Here is a 23287-nt window from a genome sequence, read left to right as displayed (position 1 = left end):
AGTCGAGCACTCTTGCATTATGTCTCAAGTTCCCCGAAAATAGAGAAATAGATATAGATTTCTCAGGTAGGGGGATTAGAGAGAAAATGTGGGGTGCTCCTTTTTCGGCAGAAACCAAAAAAATGCTGCTGCTTGGCAGCGGTGAACTGGGCAAAGAAGTCGTTATAGAGGCACAAAGACTGGGTGTAGAGACAATTGCAGTTGATCGCTACGACCATGCTCCTGCAATGCAGGTCGCCCATAGGTCCTACTGTATTGACATGCTGAATGCAGAAGCACTCAAAGATTTGATTCGAAAGGAGCAGCCTGATTTTATCATTCCCGAGATCGAGGCGATCGCCACAGAGGCACTCCTAGAGCTTGAACAAGAGGGATTTCGGGTTGTACCTACTGCAAGAGCAACTAGACTTACAATGGATCGTGAAGGTATACGCCGGTTAGCAGCTGAAGAGCTGGGCTTGCCTACGGCAGCCTATCGTTTTGCAGATAGTCTGGAAGAACTAGAGAAGGCAGTTCAAGAACTCGGTACACCTTGTGTTGTCAAACCACTTATGAGCTCTTCTGGCAAGGGACAAACGGTATGCCGTGCTCCAGAGGAGGCGTCAGCAAGCTGGAATGCTGCACTAGAAGGAGCCAGGGCTATTGCAACACGTGTCATTGTAGAAGCTTTTGTTGAATTTGAGAGCGAGATCACGCTGCTTACGGTTCGTTCCTCATCTGGTACTGTATTTTGTCCTCCCATTGGACACATACAGAAGGATGGAGATTATGTAGAATCTTGGCAGCCCCATTTCATGAACGAGGAACAGCTGATCCAAGCACAGCAAATCGCTAAGCGTATTACAGACGAGCTTGGTGGATATGGATTGTTTGGCGTAGAACTCTTCTTGACAAGAGAAGGAGTCATATTCAGTGAAGTTTCTCCTCGGCCGCATGATACAGGGATGGTAACGATGGTTACGCAAGATTTATCGGAATTTGCCCTTCACGTAAGAGCAGTTCTCGGTTTTCCGGTGACCGGTGTTGAACTATTGACACCCGGAGCGTCTGCAACGCTGAAGGCAGATGAAATTACAGCATCTTATATGATTCAAGGTGTTCCGGAAGCACTCGCTCTGCCTCGTACCCAGGTTCGTATATTTGGCAAGCCTGAGACGAAGGTTGGAAGAAGAATGGCTGTTGCACTCAGTGCAGCCAGCAGTGTAGAAGAAGCACGCCAAACGGCAACACAGGCCGCAAATTTGCTGAAAGTGGAGGTAAACCATGTTAAGTAATGTAGAAGCCCCAGTTCTGACCATTCGCTCATGTGAGAAGCAGGATGCAGAGTGTGTTACACATCTCATGCATGAGGTCAGCTATCCAACGACGCCAGGAGTTATGCGGGAGAGGATTGAATCTGCCCAGGTGAATGATAATACCTGTATGCTGGTGGCGGAAATGGATGGAGAGGTTGTAGGAATGCTAGGTCTGCAGTGTGTTCAAACGCATTCAGATCCAGAACAAGCGGCACAAATTACATCTTTGATTGTATGCAAAGCGCATCGCGGAGAAGGTATTGGCCGTAGACTTTTGGAATATGCGGAATCTTGGGCAAGCGAGCACGGCAGTCAGAAACTGCTTATTATCGAGGGCAATCGAGAGCAGCATAAGCCGTCTTACAGTTTTTATGAGCATCTTGGCTTTACGAAACATGGATACCGGTTCAGCAAGAAGCTGTAATCCGAATAGATCATATTATATGTCAGGCAGGTCTCTAATAAGACACTGCTAACTTAACCTAACGATCTCTGATCGTTAGGTTTTTTTGTTTCCGCATTTTACGCAGGTCAAAACTATGAAGTGAAGAGTGTAAATCTAGCAGAATGGAATCGTTCAAGCTGTCGGAATTATTACATTTTGGTTACGTAAATTTAACCTTTACCAAAATTTATGGGTTAACAAATCGAAAAAGTGCTGTTATAATCCTAAACATACCAGTTACAAAATTGTAATATTTCATAACTAGGAGCTGATATTTTTGAAGAGATCGTCTATTAAGAAAACAGTCATCGCTGGTAGCTTGAGTGCAGTTCTTGCAGCAGGAATGCTTCTGCCAGGCGCTGGTGTAGCTTCCGCTTCTCCAGCTAAGGATAAGCTCGAAAGCTATCAGCAATCCATTTTAGATTTCCTTAAGGAAAATGGTCATGACGTGAAGGTTGATGGTAACACGATTACGATCGGCGGGAAAGTCATTACCGTTGGTGGTAACACAACTCAAAAACCGGATACAGGATCTAACACAGGCTCGAATACTGGATCTGAAACAGGATCTAGCAACGGATCTAACACCGGATCTAACACTGGTTCCAATACGGGATCTAACACTGGTTCCAATTCTGGCTCTGGTAACACTTCTACAGACTCCAGCTCTGTTGTCTCCGCATATGCGAAGGAAGTTGTTGCCTTGGTTAACAAGGAACGTGCAGCAGGTGGTCTCAAACCACTTACAATTCATACGAATCTGACAAAAATGGCCGTAGCGAAAGCGAAGGACATGAGTGACAACAATTACTTCAGTCACACATCTCCAACTTACGGTTCTCCATTCGATATGATGAAGACTTTCGGTATCAGCTACAGCTATGCTGGTGAGAACATTGCCAAAGGGCAAAAAACACCTGCTGAAGTAGTTAAAGCATGGATGAACAGTCCTGGACACAAAGCCAACATCATGAACAAAAACTTTACACTTATTGGTGTAGGGTATGTGAATGGTTACTGGGCTCAGGAATTTGTCGGAAAATAAGTTTTTGTCAAATGAATTTCATAACGCATTATCAAGGTAATATGAAATTGATTCAGTTAGTAAGGCTTTAAATGACCCTTAAGTCATCTCAAGCAAAATGCCATATTTTTTAGGTGCAAACATATTATGCTGTTGTTTTGGGATCTCCGTAACCGGAGGTTCTTTTTTTTGGTGATTATTTGCAAATCGAGGCCTGAAGTTTTATGTTTATCATTAGAACGCTTTTACAATATGAAAATAATTCATTTTCGGGTTGTAAATTTAGAGTGAATTTGGACGATCCTAATAATCCGGTTTTTGCATATAACCTCATTAAGTACTTTTTATCAGGAATATGATGAATAAATTGTTGTGGAGGGAAGGTCCTTGTGAAATCTTCAACAAAAATATGGGCAATTGTAAGTACTGCTTCAATGATAGTGACCATTATTCTTGTCACCGGTTTTGTCTTGGCGGTGCAGGATATTATCGCTCCATCGGGGAATACCGTACTTATGGAAGATGAAGGGGCAGATCGTGAAGTACCGTTGGCAGCGCCGCTGGAGCAAAGTGCAGAAATAAAAGTAGCAGCCATTGGAGATTCTCTTGCGAAGGGAACCGGAGATGACGATGGTAAAGGCTTTATTCGACGTGTGGTTGGAATGCTGCAGGATGAAGAGAATGAGGTTCGAGTTACAGCCAATCTGGCCATTAATGGTTTGACTACAGAAGGGCTGCTGCCGCAGCTGGATGAGACGGGAGTACAGTACGTATTAAAGCAATCTAATTTAATTCTGCTGTCCATTGGAGGCAATGACTTATTCAAGGCAGCTGAGGCGTATGAAGAGGGAGCAGCTGAGCTGCCTGATGCTGAAGAGCTGTATGATACTTTGCCGGCTGCGACAACGAATCTCAAAGAAATTTTACGAAAAATTGCGGATATTAATCCAGAAGCCTGGATCGTATATGTGGGTTTATATAATCCCTTCAGTGATTTGCCTGATATGAAGCTGCTGGGTAATACCGTGGTATCTGCTTGGAATAGTCAGGCGCTGCAGCTTATTAATACAGATGATCAGATGATGATGGCGGAAACGTTTGATCTATTTGAGCATAGTGTTCCGCAATTGCTGGCTTCCGATCATTTTCATCCCAATGCACAGGGATATGAGGAAATCGCTGAACGGATCATTGAAGTGCTGGGAATTCATGATGTACATGGTCAAAGGGTGGAGTCAGATGACGAATAATACGAGTGAGATTGTGTTGTCAGTTGAGCACTTAAAGAAGAAGATTAAGAAAAAGTGGATTATCAAGGATGTTTCATTTGAGGTTCGTGCTGGAGAAGTATTCGGCTTCCTAGGTCCCAATGGAGCAGGGAAGACTACGACGATTCGTATGCTGGTGGACTTGATCAAGCCCACGAAGGGAGTAGTGAGTGTATGCGGATATTCTGTGCATCGACAACCGGAGCAAGCGCTGAAGTATGTAGGCTCCATCGTGGAGAATCCAGAAATGTACTCCTACCTGACCGGATATGAAAATTTAGAGCATTTTGCGAGAATGCAGCCAGGTATTACCGAAGAACGCATTAATGAAGTTGCCCATATTGTGGGTCTTGATCAGCGAATTCACGAGAAAGTCAGTACATATTCTCTTGGCATGAGACAGAGACTGGGCATTGCCCAAGCCCTTCTTGGTGATCCGAAGCTGTTAATTCTGGATGAGCCGACCAATGGACTTGATCCAAAGGGGATCAAGGAGCTCAGAGCTTTTATACGCAAGCTTGCGGATGAAGGACTTGCAGTGTTTGTCAGCAGCCATTTGCTTAGCGAGATTCAGCTTATGTGTGATAGAGTTGCGATTATAAGTAACGGAGAGATTCTTACAGTAGGCAAGGTTGATGAGCTCATTGAGGATCACAGCAATATTACGATCTGGCATTTATCTCCCAGGGAAGAAGGGGTCCGCTGGCTGCTCAGCCATCCGCAGGTTAGAGAGCTTGCGGATACGAGCATGCTGGATGATACTTTGACGGCAAGCCTGGGCAATAACGCCATTATTACGGAAATGCCCGAAGGTCTGATTCCGGATCTGGTAAGAACTATGGTGCGTGCCGGAATTCAAGTAGAAGGAGTACAAAAAGTAAATCCTACGCTCGAACAATTATTTTTGAAGATGACAGAAGGTGAATTGTTTGAATAGTGTGCTGCCTCTTGTTCGAAATGAAGTAATTAAAATGATCAAGAAAAAGAGGTTTTATGTCATTCTGCTGGTATTAGTCGTATTAACACCGATGTTTACGTACGCGCAGATGAGAGAAGCTGAAACAAAACGTGAAAAGTTCGGGCATGACTGGCGGCTTGAAATGCAGCAGGCAATCACGGATAATCAGAATTCACTAGGCAGTGATCGTGTGCCGGAAGAGTGGAAGCAATATCGGCGAATATACATTCAACAGCTTCAGTACTATTTAGATCACGATATCAATCCGAATGAACCGAGCGGAGTCACGTTTACGAGAGAGTTCATGAACAATTCCATCAATTTGTTTATTCCTCTGCTTGTGGTTGCCATGGCTTCTGATCTCGTATCCGGCGAGAGGACGACGGGGACGATTAAGATGCTGCTTACAAGACCCGTCAAGCGTTGGAAGGTTCTGCTGAGCAAACTAATCACACTGCTGATGTTTGTATCGCTTATTGTTCTTGCTGTATTTGTCATTTGTTATCTTATTTCAGGTCTGTTTTTCGGATTTAAGGGCTTTACCTTCCCCATCTTTACCGGGTTTCAGATTCATGGCTCTGATGTGGATATGAGCAAAGTGCATGCGGTGGAGCAGTGGGAGTATCTGCTGATGCAGTCCGGATTGATATGGTTTGTCAGTATCATTGTGGCAGTGCTGTCCTTTATGGTATCTACCCTTGTAAAAAGCACATCCGCAAGCATCGTCATTATGATGGCCGCACTGATCGCCGGCACAATATTGACGAATATGGCCTCCTCTTGGGACAGCGCAAAATATTTATTCATGGTAAATTTAAATCTGACTGGTTATTTAGCCGGGAATTTGCCGCCAATAGAAGGCATGACGCTTCTATTTTCGCTCTGTGTACTGAGTGTATGGGGGATAAGTTCACTGGTTGTTTCATTCCTTGTCTTTACGAAACGGGATATCTTGAATTAAAATGGACAAGGATAAGAAACATCTGTTTGCATTTTTAAGCTGAGAACAGCATAGCTTGAAGACAACTTTATTCGTTCTTTATCTCTATCAATTTCATAAATCATTAAAAAGGTGAATTTGAAACGATATATACCCTTGATTGAAGCAGCTAAAGGTATTATGAAATTGATTCATTTATCTAAATAAATTTTAAAAGTGTGATCATTCATGAAGAGTGAAGGCATAAGAGGGGGAGCATTCATGACCCAAGAGATGGATCTATCTGCTGACGTATCCAGGAATACCGGTTATGGAGCAGACGACATTCAAGTGCTGGAGGGACTTGTCGCTGTACGAAAAAGACCGGGTATGTACATTGGCAGCACAAGTAGCTCTGGCTTACATCATTTAGTCTGGGAAATTGTCGACAACGCTGTCGATGAGCATTTAGCAAAATACTGTGACAAGATTGAAATTACGCTACATAAAGACGCATCTGTTACGGTGCAGGATAATGGACGAGGCATTCCGACAGGGATGCACAAGACAGGAATTCCTACGCCCCAGGTCGTGTATACGATACTGCACGCAGGCGGAAAGTTTGGCGGAGGCGGTTACAAAAAATCCGGTGGTCTCCATGGTGTCGGCGCCTCGGTAACGAACGCTTTATCCGAGTTCCTGGAGGTAGAAATTTATCGAGAGGGTAAGATTCACCGGCAGCGCTTTGAATACTGGGTAGATAAGAAGGGAACGGAGCATGTCGGGGAGCCGGTTACGGGTCTTGAAGTCATGGGTAACACACGGCAAACCGGTACCAAGGTAAGATTCAAGCCGGACATCAAAGTGTTTAAATCTGGTATCTCGTTAAGCTACGATACACTGGCTGAGCGTCTGCAGGAGATCGCATTCCTGAACTCAGGGCTGCGAATTGTGCTTAAGGATGAGCGCAGCGGCAATCAAGACGAGTATTACTACGAAGGTGGGGCAAGTCAATTCGTCGCCTATCTGAATGAAGGCAAGGATCTTCTGACAGATGTCATCCATTTCAATGCAGAAAAAGAGGATATCGAAGTCGAAATTGCAATCCAGTATAACGCAGGATATACCGAAACGATTGTATCGTTCGTTAACTCTATACCTACACGCGGCGGCGGAACACATGAAACCGGCTTTAAGACGGCCTATACGCGAATCATGAATGAATATGCGCGGCGTACGAGCATGATTAAGGAAAAAGACAAAAATTTGGAGGGTAACGACCTCCGCGAAGGCATGATGGCTGTCATCAGTGTGAAAATGTCCGAAGTAGAGTTTGTTGGCCAGACCAAAGACCAGCTCGGCAGTGCGTCAGCCCGCAGTACAGTGGACCAGGTTGTTACCGAGAGCATGCAGCGTTTTCTCGAAGAGAATCCGCAGGTTGCACAGACGTTGATTAAGAAGGCAGTTCAGGCTTCCAGAGCGAGAGAAGCGGCCCGTAAAGCGAGAGACGATATGCGATCCGGTAAGAAACGGAGCGAAAGCTCTAATCTGGGCGGTAAGCTGACACCGGCACAGTCCAAAGATTACTCTCGTAATGAGCTGTTTATCGTTGAAGGTGATTCTGCCGGCGGCTCAGCGAAGCAAGGACGTGATTCCAAGATTCAGGCTATTTTACCGCTCAAGGGCAAGCCGATGAATCCGGAGAAGGCGAAGCTGGCCGATATTATGAAGAACGAAGAATACCGGGCGATCATGTCTGCCATCGGTGCAGGAATCGGCACTGAGTTTGCTGTAGAAGACAGCAATTACTCCAAGATCATTATTATGACGGATGCGGATACAGACGGCGCGCATATTCAGGTATTATTGCTAACATTCTTTTATCGCTATATGAAGCCACTTATTGATGCAGGCAAGGTGTATATTGCACAGCCTCCTCTATATAAGATCAGCCGCAAGACCGGCAAGCTTGAAACGGTGCGCTATGCATTTACGGACGATCAACTGCAAATTTACCTGAAGGAATTCGGCAAAAATTATGAGTTACAGCGTTATAAAGGTCTAGGAGAGATGAATCCGGAGCAGCTGTGGGAGACGACGATGGATCCGGATACTCGTACCTTACTGCAGGTGAAGATTGAAGATGCAGCCAAGGCCGAAAGAAGAGTAACCACATTAATGGGTGATAAGGTTGATCCGCGTAAGCGCTGGATCGTTGAAAACGTAGATTTTACAGAGTACGAAGAATAGAAGGTGCTTTGAATGAGTTTATCTGAACAGTTTTTACCGGCATTTCTAGAAGAAGTGGTAGGCGATCGATTCGGTCGTTATTCTAAATACATTATTCAGGATCGGGCGATACCTGATGTGCGTGATGGTCTCAAGCCAGTTCAGCGTCGTATCTTGTATGCCATGTACGATTCAAACAATACGCCTGACAAACCGTACCGCAAATCTGCGAAAACTGTCGGTGATGTCATGGGTAATTATCATCCCCACGGGGATTCCTCCATCTATGAGGGAATGGTGCGTATGGCGCAGCCTTGGAAGATGGGACATGTGCTTATCGACGGACATGGAAACTGGGGCTCACAGGATGATGATCCGGCGGCAGCAATGCGCTATACCGAAGCACGTTTATCACCAATTGCTATGGAAATTCTACGCGACATTGAGAAGCGTACAGTTCTATTTAAAGACAATTTCGATAACACGGCCAAAGAACCCGTTGTTCTCCCATCCCGTTTTCCGAATCTGCTTGTGAATGGGGCAAGCGGGATCTCGTCTGGCTTCGCTACAGAGATTCCGACACATAATTTAAGAGAAGTGATTGATGCATGTATTGCTGTTATGGAGAAGCCTTCCATCTCTCTTGAAGAAATTATGACCTTCATCAAAGGACCGGACTTTCCAACAGGCGGTATCATTATGGGCGGAAGTGGAATTCTGGACGCCTATCGTACAGGCAAGGGCCGCATCTATATTCGTTCCAAGACCGAAATCGAAAATTTGCGGGGCGGTAAGCAGCAGATTGTCATCACCGAAATTCCTTATCAGGTTGTTAAGTCACGGCTGGTTACCGCGATGGAAACGATTCGCCTGGAGAAGAAGATCGAAGGTATTGCTGAAGTGCGTGACGAGAGCGGGCGTGAAGGCTTGCGTATTGTCGTTGAGCTCAAGAAAGAAGCGGATGCCCAAGGGATCCTTAACTATTTGCTCAAAAAAACAGATCTTCAGGTCACGTATAACTTCAATATGGTGGCTATCGTTAATAAAGCGCCCCATCAGCTTGGGCTTAAGCCGATACTTGAAGCTTACATTGCACATCAGCGCGAGGTTGTGACCCATCGGACGCAATACGATCTCGAAAAAGCCGAGGACCGGGCGCATGTCCTTGAAGGACTTGTTAAAGCCCTTAACATTTTGGATGAAGTTATTGCAGCCATTAAAGCGTCCAAGAATCGGCAGGATGCCCAGAACAACCTGGAATGGATGTTTGGCTTTACGGAGCGCCAGGCAGACTCTATTCTTACGTTGCAGCTGTATCGTCTAACGAACCTAGAGATCACTACACTGCAAAAAGAGCTGGATGAGATCCAGAAGAAAGTCGCCGAGCTGCGGAGTATTCTCGAAAGTGATCGGAAGCTCATCAGTATCATTCGGAAGGAACTCAAAGAAATCCGCGAGAAGTACGGAATAGAACGCCGATCTTCTATTCAGGAAGAGGTAGAGGAGCTGAAGGTGAATCTTGAGGTTCTCGTCAATTCGGAGGATGTGCTCGTGACATTGTCCAACGAAGGTTACATCAAGCGCACAAGTAAGCTCTCCTTTACTCGTTCAGGGGGAGACCGGAGCAGCTCGGGTGTAATTGAAGGCGATGTGATCTCTTCTTATTATGATGTAAATACGCTGGATAATTTGCTTGTGTTTACACAGCGGGGGCAATATTACCTTCTACCAGTTCATCAGGTGCCGGAATTCAAATGGAAGGACCCGGGAACAGCAATTGTTAACGTCATTCCATTATCGAAGGAAGATCGGGTCGTCACCATTATACCGGTACGCAGCTTCGAACAAGAAGAGGCAAGTCTCGTCTTTGTAACACGGAGAGGGCAGATTAAGCGCACCGCGCTAAAAGACTACGTGACCAAGCGTTCCTCCGCAGTTGCCGCATGCAAGGTTGGAGCGAATGATGAGGTTATCCGTGTCCATCTCAGTACGGGAGGAAGGCACATTCTGCTAGTCTCCAAGCTGGGCCAAAGTGTCAGATTCCTTGAGGATGAAGTAAACACAATGGGCCGTGTATCCGGCGGGGTGAAAGGTATTCAATTAAAAGACGAGGATGAGCTCGTTACTGCGGTATGGGTTGATGAGGATGAAGGAGAGATCTTCACAATAACGGATCTTGGTTATGGAAAGAGATCCCTTCTGCTTGATTATCCGCTGCAATCCCGCGGCGGCAAAGGTGTTGCCACCTTCGAGTTCAAGGAAGGCAAACGTGTTAAGCCGAATGGCAGTCAAATCGTCGCTGCATACCATGTCAAAGAACCGTTGCGGCTGCTCGCGTTGACAGATCAAGGCAAAATGCTTGGATTTTCTACAGAATCGGCACCGATCTCTGATAAGCGAAGTACTGGCAAAGCGCTGGTCAGCGTAGAGAAGAATGACTCAATTGTACAGATCATAGATAATCGGGCGGATGATACGTCATCCTAAAATATGTCATAAGAGCCTCTGATACGCCAGAATACGGCATCAGGGGCTTTTTTTGACGTTACATTGCAAAGATTAAGAACCTTCGTCGATACCGGTCGAGTCGCCAAAATGGGGAAGGAATTGCATTAAAAAGAGCGAAATGATTCATCAGCTAAATAATTAATGATCAAAGCAAGCACTTAATTTCTACAAGAGAGGGGAGAAGAACAGATGCATTCTTCTGAATTCGCCAAACTATGGGCAAGGCTGACGAAGGACTACAAAGCCCATATGGATCAGGCCCTTGCTCCTGCACTAACTGAGGCTCAGCTGACAGTGCTTGAACTGTTGTCCGAGCAGCCTCGTATGAAGCCGTCCGAATTCATTCCTTATCTGTCTACAACACCAGCAGCTATTACGATGCTGCTCGATCGTATGGAGAAGAATGAACTTATCCTTCGCAGCAGAGACGATCGCGATCGCCGAATTGTGTGGGTCACATTAACAGAGAGAGGAAAACAAGAGGCACAGCGCGGAATGATTATCCGTGAAGATTTTATCAGCGGGACACTTGGCAAGATATCTTCACACAATCAACAGCTGCTTGTCTACCTGCTGACCAAGATCACTTCCCAAAGCTCTCCAACGAAGCAAACCTCTTGATACAAATGAATCTGTTTTAACTTTCTAAGGGATACGTGCTGCGTATTCCTTTTTTGTTTGGGCAATATATATGATAAGAAAATAATTACATATAGAAGGTGTTGACTATTTTTAAAATCGGTCTATAATATTACTTTGTACTCCTTATATTTCGTATACGAAATATTTTGTAAAATAATTATTTTGTAGCAAAGGTGAGTATCATGCTGGAATACGATGAGATGTACCAGATATTCTCGTCCTTTCGTCAAGTGAACCAGAGCTTTCATCGACTATTCTGGAAGCAGGAAGAGGAGAAGGAGATTACCCGTATTCAAATGCTGGTATTATCCATCCTAATTGAGCATCCTAACATTGGATTGGCTGAATTAGCGGAGCTCTGTCACATGGGCAGCAGTACAACGAGCGGTGTCGTTGACCGTCTTGTTAAGGCTGAGCTTGTGGAGAGAGGCAGATGCCTTCATGATCGGAGGTCATTGGAGCTTCAGGTTACGGAGAAAGGGAGAGAAGTTCAGAAGAGAGTCTATGAGCTATGGATGTCTAAAGTATCTCATATGATGGATTTACCAAGGGAGGATATCGATAATTTGCTTCGTATTCATTCCTTGATGCTTGAAAAGATGGAGAAAGAGAGATGATTGATTAATATGAGTAGTATTGCTGCAAATCAGTCTGGAAAGACGATCGAATTCAAAAAAGGTCCAATCTTATTTGCGATGCTGCTAGGTGCGTTTGTAGCCTTTTTGAACCAAACATTACTTAACGTAGCTTTGCCTAAAATTATGGAGGATCTCAGCGTAGGTGCAACAACAGTCCAATGGTTATCCACTGGCTTTATGCTCGTCAATGGCGTTCTGATCCCCATTACTGCGTATTTGATGGCGAAGTTTACGACTAGACAAATTTTCATTACCGGAATGACTTTATTTACAATAGGTACTTTGCTGTGTGCATTAAGCCCTACCTTTGCTATCCTTATGACGGGGCGCATTGTTCAGGCAGCAGGTGCAGGTGTTATCATGCCGTTGTTATCCGTTGTTATCCTTAATATATTCCCAATTGAACAGCGTGGACGTGCGATGGGGATGATTGGTCTTGCCATGATCCTGGCTCCAGCGATCGGCCCTACATTATCTGGATGGGTTGTTCAAACCTTTGACAGCTGGAAATTGCTATTCTACATTATTCTCCCAATTGCTGTAATCGCCGTGCTTGTGGGAATGAAGTTTGTAAAAAATGTTACAGAAGTATCCAATCCGACGCTTGATATTACTTCGGTTATTTTATCAACAATCGGTTTTGGCGGACTGTTGTATGGCTTCAGTGATGCCGGCTCTAACGGCTGGAACGATCCGATCGTTATCACTTGCTTGGTTGTGGGTGCGATCTCCTTATTGGTGTTTGTCCTTCGTCAATTCAAGATGGATGATCCACTGCTCGAGTTCAGAGTGTTCAAGAATTCTATGTACACGCTGAACACAGCGGTTCTGATCGTCGTAACGATGGCCATGTTCTCAGGTATGATTCTCCTGCCCATTTATTTGCAAACGATTCGTGGAATCAGTGCTCTTGATTCCGGGCTGCTGATGCTTCCAGGTGCAATCGTTATGGGTATCATGTCCCCGATCACCGGTTCCTTGTTTGATAAATTTGGAGCAAAATGGCTGAGTATTATCGGTCTAGTCATTACGATTATTACAACATGGGAATTCAGCACGTTAACGATGGATACATCATATACACAGCTGATTATCGTGTATACGCTTCGGATGTTCGGTATGTCACTTCTCATGATGCCGGTTCAAACCGCTGCCTTGAATGATATACCTCAAAATCTGAATGCTCACGGAACGGTTATGCTAAACACACTGCGTACCGTATTCGGAGCCATCGGAACAGCTATTTTTATCACCATATTCAGTAACCGTACGACTCATTATGTGGATACGCATATGGCAGATATTAATCCACAGGATCAAGCTGCAATGCTTCAATTAGCAAATGATGCGCAAATCAACGGTATTAACTTCTCGTTTATTATTGCTACTGGGGTTACCGTTGTTGCACTGGTTCTCGCCTTCTTTATTAAGCGATCCGTACCGAAGGATGCAAAAGGCGTAGCCATGAAAGTGGCAGAAGTCAGCACTAGCGATAACAAGTAATTAGATACATCCATTTCTTAAATCATGGATTCAAATAATATAAAAATCCCGATCTGCGTAAGATGCAGATCGGGATTTTTACATATATTCGTTTTTATACGAAAGGCTGATTCGCTGCACTTTTATACAACGGTTCAGGCCATTCACTCCATGGAAAATCACGGGGCGGAATGGATATCAACTGCACATGTTCCTTCGTCACGGGATGAGGGAAACCGACGGACACGGACCATAACGCAAGCTGCTGTCCTGGCTTGTTTAATTCCACTCCATACTTTTGGTCCCCATATAAAGGACATCCCATAGCCAAACATTGAACTCGAATCTGGTGGGATCTCCCTGTATGCAGCACGACCTGAACGAGTGACAGCTTGTCTGTCTGTCCCAGCACGTAATAATCCAATATGGCATTTTTGCCGCCAGGTGTGCCTTCCGGCACAACAGATACGATGTTTGTCTTCTCGTTCTTCAGCAGTGTGTGCGTAAGTCTGCCTTGTTTGGCAGGAGGAGTCCCATGAACAACAGCCATATAAGTCTTCTCAAACTTTCGGGTTCTGACCGCATCTGATAGCCTGGAAGCCGCTTTTGAAGTTTTGGCAAAGATCATAGCTCCTCCGACGGGGCGATCCAGACGGTGAACGAGGCCGAGATATACATTCCCCGGCTTAGAGAATCGAACTTTGATATCCTCTTTGAGGATGGACAGCATGTCCATATCGCCAGATGCATCGGCCTGTGTTGGCACATTGATCATTTTTTCGACACCAAGCAGGTGGTTGTCCTCGTATAATATAGATAGCGGCTGTAAATCACTCATCGGATTAAGACTCCCAGCGACCCAGGATTCCACAAGGCAGCATCATATTGGATGCTGTAATCGGGAGCCCGATCTCACCAGACGAAATTTTGCCGCCGTATTTATTTTGCATCGTCATCGTTAACATATTGGACAGCACGGTAGGTGAGATTCCTGTTGTATAGGAGTTGATGAGAACAAACAGCGGGTTATCTGTCAGAATTCCTGTACATGACTCTAGGAATGGATAAAGGTTCTGCTCCAGCTTCCACGTCTCACCGTTCGGTCCACGTCCATACGATGGAGGATCCATAATAATTGCGTCATAGCGATTACCGCGGCGATGCTCGCGTTGAACGAATTTGAATACATCGTCTGTTATATAACGGACAGGACGGTCGCCAAGTCCTGAGAGCTGTACATTCTCTTTAGCCCATTGAACCATACCCTTTGCTGCATCAACGTGTACAACGCTGGCACCTGCGTAGGCGCTAGCTACAGTGGCACCACCGGTGTAAGCGAACAAATTCAGAACTGAGATCGGCCTTCCGGCATTCTGAATCTTGTCGATCATCCAGCTCCAGTTCGCTGCTTGTTCAGGGAATAAGCCTGTATGCTTGAAATTGGTTGGCTTAATGTAGAATTTGAGCTCATCATATGAGATCGTCCAGCGCTCAGGGATTGGTTTTTTCATATCCCAATTGCCTCCGCCGGAGGAGCTGCGATGATAGTGGCCATGGACGTTTCTCCAGTCCCCAGTTTCCTTCTCTAGCGGCCAAATAATCTGCGGATCAGGTCTGCGGAGAATAATATCTCCCCAGCGTTCGAGCTTCTCGCCGCCGCCTGTATCTATAAGTTCATAGTCTTTCCATTGCTGTGATGCGTACATGTAATAATCCATCCTTCAAGTTCATCTTATATTTACGAATTGCTATAATTACAATTAGGTTCTATTGTACAACAATTACGTGTTTTCATGCCAGTATTCCCCGTTTTTTGCGTTATATTAGCTTAAGCTTGGAATCCATGCGGATTTGAATTCATTGGAAATGTGCCTAATCGTCTATTTTGGGGTAAAGTAAAAGAAGGGAGGTTTGATGATGAGCAATAGCAGAACTTGGATCGCAGTAACTCTTGTCGCCCTTGGTTTATTCTCCATCGTGTTGTATACATACTCATTTGTTGCGATGCAATCCGGATTTGATCTTGGATTTGTGCTATTCGGTGCTGCACCGCTGGCTTACGGCCTGTATGAGCTCTCTTCGATGAAGAAGAGACGGGAGCTTACCCTAGAGAAGGAGCTTATGAAACTCGCCATGAAGCATGAGTATCTCTTAACGATACCTGAAATATCGCTCTACACTGACCTTCACAGTAAGGAAGCAGAACAAATTATAGCCAGCTTGCGCAAAAAAGGGCTGGTCAAGATCAAGGTTGCAGAGAATGGAACATGGGTGTACGAATTTGAGCCTTTGCTGACGAAAGAACAAAAAATGACCGCTGAACGCGTATAATGCTGTGACCAGGCTGGATTCATATAAAATATAGTAAATAGAGGCTGAGCTGTTTTCTCTTCAGAGAAGGCGGCTCATTTTTGTGTCGAAAATTCAGGGTTAATTGCAATTGTCATTTAATTGTCGCAAGATAGCAGATCGGGCTGTCGTTCATTTACTGTTGACAATGAGAATCATTATCAAATATGATGATTTCATACCAAAAGTAAATGAGGGATAATTAACGATGGCAAACATCTTAATCGTATATGCAAGCTTAACAGGGAATACAGAAGAAATCGCCGAGCTTATTGCTGAAGGGGTACAGAATGCCGGTCATACAGCTGTGCTGAAATCAGCGGAGAATTGTAATGCTGACGAAATGCTGAAGTATGATGGCACAATGATCGGTCTGTACACCTGGGGAGACGGGGATCTGCCGGATGAGTTCCTAGATTTTTATGATGAGCTGGATGAGGTGGATCTAAGTGGATATAAAGTTGCCTTGTTTGGAAGTGGAGATACGTCATATGACTTGTTCTGCGGCGCTGTAGATACGGCTGAAGCCAAGCTGAAGGAGCGCGGTGCCATTGTCACTGAGCCTTCACTAAAAATAGAGTACAGTCCGCTGGACGAGGAGAAGAAGGACTGTAGAGCACTGGGTGAGCGTTTTGCTGGAATTTTAGCACAAGTATCCTAGACAGAGACATACATGGGAGAAGAGCTTAAGCGAGAAGGAGAGAGATATCAATGGAGAGACCTTCTGAAGCGATACCACATAAGAGGATATTAACGGATTATAAGCTGGAGGAAATGCTCTGGTCTGAAAGGTCCCTTAACCGACTAAGAAATTTAGCCAAGGGCAAGCAGCAGGGACTGGAATGGAGACATCGAGTTCAGTATGCTGTCAGTCATACGATAAACGATTACTACACCCTGACTCCGGAGGTTCGCAGAGAAGTACCGATTCAGTATTTGTTAGAGAAAAGATGGCCTAAACACGCTACAGGCTTTGAATCCAGTGATCACTTTTGGAATGTGAAATGGGGAGTAACCGATGAGCTTATCCGGTTGCTGACACAGCATACCGAGCTGTTACAGCCTGTCCTGCTGTATGAAGAGCACAAAGCTTATGTATCAGACTTACATATGGACCTGTCTGTTATTTTTCAGGTGGCATGGCAGCCTGATCATATGGTACACAAAGGGTTATATATCCAAAAGTATATCGTCAATTATAATGAAGAGGTCATTCGGGCATACCAGAACATGATGATTGTATTCTGCTACCATGCTTTTGGATGTATTCCGGAACGAATCGAAGTCAATTGTTTGCTGGACCGGCGTAAGATAACTCTAATACCAGATGAGCACAGATATGATGAGGCCTTGGATTATGTTAAGCTCGTTACCCCTCTATGCCTGGATACAGTTGGAGCGTCGGATATCCCGCTATACGACGCTCCAAGCAAAGTCAACTAACAGCTCAGAGATCATTTATCTTGCTGGGCTAGAAAGCTTTGCACCAGCTGACGATAATCTTCGTGATTATCATAGCTGTTGTACATCCGAATATGAACCGTTTGGGCGCTACCGAAGAAGAAGCGTTCAAATTGGCTTTGTCTTCCTCCAAAGGGTCCGGCAGTCAGCTCCCATACCAATCTGAATATAGCAATTCGATCCTTGGCCTCCGTTGTGAGGCCTTTTAAATATTGATTTACATATGGACTTAGTTCAGACGAAATATCATTATTCATAGGTGTCATGATGATGCCGCTGGATCCAAGCAATTGGAGCATATTGATTACTTCAAGATAAAATGGCGGAAACTGAATGCTTGCAGCGAGAAGTGGACTGCTTGAAGGGATCAGAATACCTTGTTCATCCAGCTCAGCAGAAGTCTCAGAAGCGAGTCTGAGCGCTTTAAAGTTTTCCAGCATAGTCATGATTTTTGCAACATTGGCAATAGAAAGAGACTCCAGCCCGACATTTTGTTCATCTGCCAATGCTTCAAATAAACCGAGAAGAAATTCAGTTTTGGCAATATAACGTGATATAATTTGATGTCCGATATGGGTATGAAAATGTCCCTCTTGAAAGAGCTTGAAGCCCATAGTCTCATCCCCATAATAGAACATGCGGTTATGAGGTACCAGTACCTTGTCAAAAATAACAAGGGTGTCCATCTCCTCAAATCTTGAGCTCAGGGGATGATCGTAGGATGATTCTGATGCATGACTTTCACGGCAAATAAAGGTCATTCCCTCAAGATCATTTGGAACGGCAAAAGCAAAAGCATAGGGGTTCACTTCTTCATCAGGTGTGAGAGAAGGGGTAGGGAAGACAATCATCTCATCACAGGTTGCTCCTTGCGTTGCCATCATGAAGGCTCCGCTGACGATGTATCCTTCCTCGGTGATTTCCTCCACTTTTGCAGCGATGGAATCCTCAAAAGGATCGATTTGACCGGACCATTTGCTAGCAGGAGGCTGAATAAAGGCATGGGATAGGGTGATATCATGATCTCTGCAATAGGCATAGTAATCTCTTAAGTTTTGAGCGAATGCGGGGTTATGCTCCTCCAGCGTATACGCGGCGGTATAGAAGGACATCATCGCCGTATTCATGTAATCGGGTGATCTTCCAAGAAAACCGTGATGCTCTCTTGACCATAGCTCTATCATCTTTCTTCGCTTCTGTAAATCTTCCAAGCTGCTTGGTGGTAGATACGATAGACCCACGGGCTCACCTGTGTCTGGAGATAAATAAGTCATTTGATCTTTATATTTGTCATCACACTGCATGTCATACAACTTGGCCTGCGTCTGAATGAGTCCACTAAAAATGGGATGCTTAGATAATGGCCCCGTAACTCGTTCACCTTTATACCATAAGTTAATGTTTTGGCGATCGATTCGTTCAATGTACTGTTTACCGTTCTTGATAGGCATATCTCTCACCTCTTTGGGTACTGTTCAACTCATGCGTCCCGATTTTATTTTTAGCATAATGTACGGGAGAACGAGTTCATAAGTACCTTGTACCTGGGCTTCTAGCCGAAGAAAGGGCGTTTGCCCTGCCATGACCAACCAGCAAAGTAGGGTGATCGTTAGGCTGCATATATTGAAGAAAGGAGCTTCTTGATTTTGAAACTTTTGTATAATGAAGATTTGCTAATGAAGTTTATCCAAATGTATGAGCTGGATATACTGCTGAACACCGTAAGTATTAACGATATGAAGCTGTATGAGCTTATGCATGGAGATCGGGTGTGCTCGAGCGGTGACGAGATTGACCATTTGTTTTTCCTGGTACAGGGCAGGCTTAAGGTCTATACGACCATGTCAAATGGAAAGTCTCTCGCTCTAAGGTTCAATGATCCGCTCAGCCTGATTGGAGACGTGGAGCTGGTGACGAAGAATAAAGCAAGTACGACAGTGGAATGTGTAAGGCCTGCCATTTTGATTGGGATCAGCTATTCAGCTCTTAATCAGCATTACATCAGTCAGCCGGCATTTCTGCATTTCCTGCTGGAGCATATGTGCTACAAGCTGACGAGTCTGAATCGTTCGAGCAGTGTTAATTTGCTATATCCGTTAGATAAGAAATTTGCGGGATATCTGACCTTCATGATGCTGGACTCAGAGAAGGGTGTTGTGTTGAGTAAAATACCCAGCCACAGCTTGAATGAAATTGCTGACTTGCTCGGAACAAGCTATCGTCATCTGAATAGGGTGGTCAAACAATTTTCGGAGATCGGCATCTTAGAGCGCAGGCGAGGGGAGCTCATCCTGTTAGATGAACAAAAGCTGAGAGAAATGGCACCTGATGATTTGTATTTAAAGCGATAGCACTCGCATCAAAATAAAGATGACAGCGATTCGCTGTCATCTTTAATATGTTCTATGGTCAATAGCAATGTGCTTAATAAAATGGTTGATTAAAACATGCGGTTAGCTGAGAAACGGAAGCATTTTTGCGCAAGGATTCAAATAAATGGATTGCCTTTTTGAAATAATTATCATTGTTGAGTCTGTCAGCCGCCCATAAGGTATAGACTGCTGTACACAGCGCCTCAGAATGCTGATCGTTCAGCTGCTCATACTGAGCAAGCAAATATTGATACGATAAATAATGGGAAGCCATTTTGCGTTCTGCATAATAATCGTAGCTGTTGATATTCTGCTTAAAACGCAATAACTGTCGATCAATACAGTATCCATGCTCAATTGCAGATTCAAGCAATGTAGAGAGACCGATCAGCACCGCATCACCTGAATGATTATCAAGATAAGTTTCATACTCGGACAGCTTGCTAATATTTCCGCGTAATATTTCCAATGTTAACAAATGAACTGCAGCGAATGATTTGAATTCTTCAATTACGGCTTCTCCCGCCTTCGTACCATCCCTAAGCCAGCTCAAATCCGAATATAAAGAAATATATTTGATCGACTCAGAGTATTGTTTTAGCTTTTGATACGATATGCTGGTCATTAAGTGACTATAGGCAAAATAGTAGATGATATGCTTGTCGTATACATTGGTGGGACAATTTCGATGTACAATATCAAAATGTACCCGTTCAGCAGCATGTAACAAAGCTTGAGATAAAGTAGTGACTTCCTCCCAGTCCTCGTGTGTGCAGCGTACTTCGATACTTTTGATAAGTGAATCCAGATGATTAGCTTTAACAAGTATATCAGGCTCTACGACCATACTCACCTTCTCCTCAGTCTCACGAATTTACTTTATTTTACATATAGGTATACCAAAGGTCAATATATTCGTGAAAATTGTTAGTTAATTAGATAAGAAAAATGTAAAGCTCATATAGCTAAATTAATTAGGGTCTAAGTTAGTGAATGATGACAAAGCAGATAGAACAGAATAGACAAATTATCGAGAAGAAAAATTAGGGGGGATCAAGGCTTTCCTATTGCTAAGAACTCAATTATTATTAAACGATTTTTTTGAAATATAAACAAGAATAAAGAATGTTTTGTGGCAACATATATTGATGGTTAATATGAATTTAATGCTTCATGTTGTGAGTTTCTGTTGAAGTATGAATAAGTGTATTTGCAGTTATCATAAACAGAATGGATTATTGCAGAAATGGAGGAGCTTATGATTAGAGAAACGGAAGGCCATCATTTAAATCAACTCACTCAAGAAAATCAAAAACTCACGGCTGCAGCTCACGAAGAACTTCTGCATGCGGCTTACCGTCAGTTGAAAAATGATTTTGATTCCAAACTCGCAGAAACAGATACGGTGTACCCGCCTCTCTCTCCGGCTCAGCTTATGTTCTTAATGAACTATGCCAAGGTACATAATCAGTCCAAAGCGTTGGAGATGGTGGAATATACACTTCATCAAATGTACAAAAGCAATATTTATGATCACGTGGGTCATGCGTTTTTCACATATTCGGCAGATGAGAAGGGCTTTGTTCCGCATTTTAAAAAAATGCTGAATGACAATGCCTGGCTCGCAATGACTTACCTTGAAGCATATCAGTTAACAGAGCATCCGCTGTATGCGGAAATCGCAGAATCCATCTTCTCATATGTGTTAAGCGAGATGACGTCGCCTGAAGGGGCTTTTTATGCTGTAGAAGGTGACAACTCGGAAGGGGAGACGGAAGGGTATTATGGATTTACTCGGCAAGAGATTGAAGACGTACTGGGTGTAGAGGAGATGCATCGATATTGTAATGTATACAGTATTGAACCTGAGAGGGATACTCCAGGACAAAGCATTCCTAATCTGATGAAAGGGACTCCCGAGGAGCAGGCAGAACGGAGAGGATTAAATCCACTCGCCCTGCGTAATTTGCTCGAGGAAGACCGGAAGAAGCTGTTGCAATATCGCGAGACGAGAGTGCGTCCAGTCAAGGATAACCGCATAGGAACAGCTTCAAATGGACTGATGATCGCAACCTTGGCCAAGGGGGCTAAAGCATTGCAGCAGACGAGATATGCTGATGCTGCAGCACAGGCTGCTGAATTCATATGGAACAAGCTGCGTGATGACGAGGGCAATTTGCATTCAGTCTATCATGATGAAGAGCTGACTCATGCAGCGAATGTAGACGACTATGCCCATTTGGCTTGGGGACTGATGGAATTATATGAAGCAACAGGGCAGCCCGCCTATTTAGCTAAGGTACTGGAGCTTAAGGATGCACTGTTCAGACTGTATTGGGACCCCGCAGAAGGCAACTTCCAACGGTTTGGAGTAAGTCGAGTGCAGCGATATAATGACAATAATGGGATGGATGGAAGAGCAGGGCTTGCAAGTGCTGGGGTTCTCCCCTTGCTGATCACCAAATGGGCAGCTACAACTCAGGATGGTGAGCTGAAGCAGAAGGGAGAACGATGGCTTTATACTATGGCAGGAGCTGCGAATGCTCATGCTGACAGTCAGGCCATGTATCTGCTTGGCGTGTCCTATGCACGGCAAGGAGGGCGCCAAATTATAATCAGTGGAAGAACGAATGATATCAAGGTGCAGGAGATGATCTCCATCATCCAAAAATCATATATACCTGATGCTTCCCTTATCATTAATTATGAAGGCAAGCAAGATCATGAGGTCTTAGCCGAACTTATTCCTGGTCTCGTCGACAAGCCCGCCATTAATGGAGAGGGAACCGTGTACATTAGTCGGGACTTCTCCTGCAGCGATCCTATAACTTCAACGGAGCAGCTTCGAGAAGAGTTTAAGCCTGTGAACTAATAAGTAAAAATAAAACCGCCTCGAGCTTATGCTCGAGGCGGTTAACGTTAACCGACTACGTACGAATTCTGGCTGTAATTTCTTCATCAAGCTCTAGTGTAACATCCTCACGGTAGGCACGGACATTATACTCTTGATGTACATATCGTAGAATAGCTTCAATCATATTGGATTCAATGAGAAATTGACTGCGGCCTTGAGCCCAAACCTCGGCTGAGTAGCCTGTATCTTCATCCCAACTAAGCTCCACCTGGACATCTGTCGGTTTGATTTGCTTACGTTCAGCGATATGAAGACATATGGCATTAACGATCTCATCCATTGTGATAACCATAGAGCTTAGTATCGTCCGTTTCCGTCATAGATGTTGCGGGATTTTTCCTTCTCTTCACGACGTCTCTTGATGGCTCTGTAGATACCTACACCCAGGCTGATTAATACAAAGATAGCAAGAAGGTTGATTGCAAGACCAAGAAGTTCTCCGAAGAAGCCCATACCTCCGAACAATCCGCCGAAGAGCATACCTGCAAGTCCACCAATCATTAGACCTTTCATAAGTGAGCCGCCGCTAAAGAATCCGCGGTTTTGGTTCGTTGTAGAGTTGGTAGCATTGTTATTACGATTCGTTGTGGAATTTGAAACATTGCTGTTACTATCATTCGAACGATTAGGTGTATTTGTATAAGATTTAGTTCCGGATTTGAAACCGCCGCCACCACGGCGTGCATCTGCATTATCTGGAATTGCTACGGTCGAGAAAATCAAAGTAAATGCCATCATGACCATAAGTAGACGTTTTGAACTGAACCATTTTTTCATGTGAGA

At 44.4% G+C, this 23287-nt stretch carries 22 protein-coding genes; 16 read left to right on the top strand and 6 right to left on the bottom strand.

The window, feature by feature from the left end; all coding sequences use genetic code 11:
* Positions 1 to 86: 86 nt before the first annotated feature.
* From purT to PUW25_RS16505, 11 genes are all read left to right on the top strand, one after another.
* Positions 87 to 1274, top strand: coding sequence for a formate-dependent phosphoribosylglycinamide formyltransferase (purT, locus tag PUW25_RS16555; protein WP_047911192.1), 1188 nt, complete (start codon positions 87 to 89; stop codon positions 1272 to 1274).
* The gene (locus PUW25_RS16550; RefSeq protein WP_047911193.1) at positions 1264 to 1719 is read left to right on the top strand and encodes a GNAT family N-acetyltransferase; all 456 of its coding nucleotides are present in this window, start codon (positions 1264 to 1266) and stop codon (positions 1717 to 1719) included. Before purT ends, PUW25_RS16550 begins: the two co-directional genes overlap by 11 nt.
* Positions 1720 to 2017: 298 nt before the next feature.
* Entirely contained in the window at positions 2018 to 2785 is a 768-nt protein-coding gene (locus PUW25_RS16545; protein WP_047911194.1) for a CAP domain-containing protein, read from the top strand.
* 368 nt (positions 2786 to 3153) lie between these two features.
* The gene (locus PUW25_RS16540) at positions 3154 to 4014 is read left to right on the top strand and encodes a GDSL-type esterase/lipase family protein (RefSeq protein WP_047911195.1); all 861 of its coding nucleotides are present in this window, start codon (positions 3154 to 3156) and stop codon (positions 4012 to 4014) included.
* Complete coding sequence (locus PUW25_RS16535) at positions 4004 to 4969, top strand: ABC transporter ATP-binding protein (protein WP_047911196.1); 966 nt, start codon at positions 4004 to 4006, stop codon at positions 4967 to 4969. Before PUW25_RS16540 ends, PUW25_RS16535 begins: the two co-directional genes overlap by 11 nt.
* On the top strand, positions 4962 to 5951 hold the full coding sequence (locus tag PUW25_RS16530) for an ABC transporter permease (RefSeq protein ID WP_047911197.1): 990 nt from the start codon (positions 4962 to 4964) through the stop codon (positions 5949 to 5951). Before PUW25_RS16535 ends, PUW25_RS16530 begins: the two co-directional genes overlap by 8 nt.
* A gap of 240 nt (positions 5952 to 6191) precedes the next feature.
* Positions 6192 to 8159: a DNA topoisomerase IV subunit B gene (gene parE, locus PUW25_RS16525; RefSeq protein ID WP_047911198.1), complete on the top strand. Its 1968-nt coding sequence runs from the start codon at positions 6192 to 6194 to the stop codon at positions 8157 to 8159.
* 12 nt (positions 8160 to 8171) lie between these two features.
* Positions 8172 to 10625, top strand: coding sequence for a DNA gyrase subunit A (gene gyrA / locus PUW25_RS16520; RefSeq protein WP_047911199.1), 2454 nt, complete (start codon positions 8172 to 8174; stop codon positions 10623 to 10625).
* Positions 10626 to 10835: 210 nt separating this feature from the next.
* Positions 10836 to 11267 carry a MarR family winged helix-turn-helix transcriptional regulator gene (locus tag PUW25_RS16515; RefSeq protein ID WP_047911200.1) on the top strand — a complete coding sequence of 144 codons (432 nt, stop codon included), beginning with the start codon at positions 10836 to 10838 and terminating at the stop codon, positions 11265 to 11267.
* Between the two features lie 203 nt (positions 11268 to 11470).
* The gene (locus PUW25_RS16510) at positions 11471 to 11905 is read left to right on the top strand and encodes a MarR family winged helix-turn-helix transcriptional regulator (protein ID WP_047911201.1); all 435 of its coding nucleotides are present in this window, start codon (positions 11471 to 11473) and stop codon (positions 11903 to 11905) included.
* A 9-nt stretch (positions 11906 to 11914) separates the two neighbouring features.
* Positions 11915 to 13429: a DHA2 family efflux MFS transporter permease subunit gene (locus PUW25_RS16505; protein WP_047911265.1), complete on the top strand. Its 1515-nt coding sequence runs from the start codon at positions 11915 to 11917 to the stop codon at positions 13427 to 13429.
* 94 nt (positions 13430 to 13523) lie between these two features.
* Here PUW25_RS16505 and PUW25_RS16500 read toward each other — a convergent pair whose 3' ends face one another.
* Entirely contained in the window at positions 13524 to 14246 is a 723-nt protein-coding gene (locus tag PUW25_RS16500) for an RluA family pseudouridine synthase (RefSeq protein ID WP_047910690.1), read from the bottom strand.
* A gap of 4 nt (positions 14247 to 14250) precedes the next feature.
* Positions 14251 to 15114, bottom strand: coding sequence for a class I SAM-dependent methyltransferase (locus PUW25_RS16495; protein WP_047910689.1), 864 nt, complete (start codon positions 15112 to 15114; stop codon positions 14251 to 14253).
* A gap of 211 nt (positions 15115 to 15325) precedes the next feature.
* On the opposite strand from PUW25_RS16495, the gene PUW25_RS16490 reads away from it, so the two are divergent.
* The 3 genes from PUW25_RS16490 (at position 15326) to PUW25_RS16480 (ending at position 17200) form a co-directional block, all read left to right on the top strand.
* Positions 15326 to 15739, top strand: coding sequence for a hypothetical protein (locus PUW25_RS16490; RefSeq protein WP_047910688.1), 414 nt, complete (start codon positions 15326 to 15328; stop codon positions 15737 to 15739).
* Positions 15740 to 15965: 226 nt separating this feature from the next.
* Complete coding sequence (locus PUW25_RS16485) at positions 15966 to 16418, top strand: flavodoxin (protein ID WP_047910687.1); 453 nt, start codon at positions 15966 to 15968, stop codon at positions 16416 to 16418.
* Positions 16419 to 16468: 50 nt separating this feature from the next.
* Positions 16469 to 17200, top strand: coding sequence for a hypothetical protein (locus tag PUW25_RS16480; protein ID WP_052511784.1), 732 nt, complete (start codon positions 16469 to 16471; stop codon positions 17198 to 17200).
* Between the two features lie 11 nt (positions 17201 to 17211).
* Here the strand turns inward: PUW25_RS16480 and PUW25_RS16475 are convergent, their stop codons facing one another.
* A complete protein-coding gene (locus tag PUW25_RS16475; RefSeq protein WP_047910686.1) occupies positions 17212 to 18669 on the bottom strand; it encodes a 4-hydroxyphenylacetate 3-hydroxylase family protein in 1458 nt (485 codons plus the stop codon).
* A gap of 195 nt (positions 18670 to 18864) precedes the next feature.
* On the opposite strand from PUW25_RS16475, the gene PUW25_RS16470 reads away from it, so the two are divergent.
* Positions 18865 to 19569 (top strand): Crp/Fnr family transcriptional regulator, encoded by a 705-nt coding sequence (locus tag PUW25_RS16470; RefSeq protein WP_047910685.1) that lies wholly within the window; start codon positions 18865 to 18867, stop codon positions 19567 to 19569.
* Positions 19570 to 19642: 73 nt separating this feature from the next.
* On the opposite strand, the gene PUW25_RS16465 is transcribed toward PUW25_RS16470, so the two are convergent.
* Positions 19643 to 20437, bottom strand: coding sequence for a hypothetical protein (locus PUW25_RS16465; RefSeq protein WP_047910684.1), 795 nt, complete (start codon positions 20435 to 20437; stop codon positions 19643 to 19645).
* Between the two features lie 411 nt (positions 20438 to 20848).
* On the opposite strand from PUW25_RS16465, the gene PUW25_RS16460 reads away from it, so the two are divergent.
* A complete protein-coding gene (locus PUW25_RS16460; protein WP_274337299.1) occupies positions 20849 to 22462 on the top strand; it encodes a thioredoxin domain-containing protein in 1614 nt (537 codons plus the stop codon).
* Positions 22463 to 22517: 55 nt separating this feature from the next.
* Here the strand turns inward: PUW25_RS16460 and PUW25_RS16455 are convergent, their stop codons facing one another.
* Together PUW25_RS16455 and PUW25_RS16450 are read right to left on the bottom strand one after the other, a co-directional pair.
* Positions 22518 to 22796, bottom strand: coding sequence for a YxcD family protein (locus tag PUW25_RS16455; protein WP_205052795.1), 279 nt, complete (start codon positions 22794 to 22796; stop codon positions 22518 to 22520).
* 5 nt (positions 22797 to 22801) lie between these two features.
* Positions 22802 to 23281: a hypothetical protein gene (locus PUW25_RS16450; RefSeq protein ID WP_047910682.1), complete on the bottom strand. Its 480-nt coding sequence runs from the start codon at positions 23279 to 23281 to the stop codon at positions 22802 to 22804.
* Between the last annotated feature and the right edge of the window lie 6 nt (positions 23282 to 23287).

It is taken from the genome of Paenibacillus urinalis, from assembly GCF_028747985.1.
In the GTDB taxonomy this organism is placed as follows: domain Bacteria; phylum Bacillota; class Bacilli; order Paenibacillales; family Paenibacillaceae; genus Paenibacillus; species Paenibacillus urinalis.
This window is presented reverse-complemented; position numbering and strand designations above follow the sequence as displayed.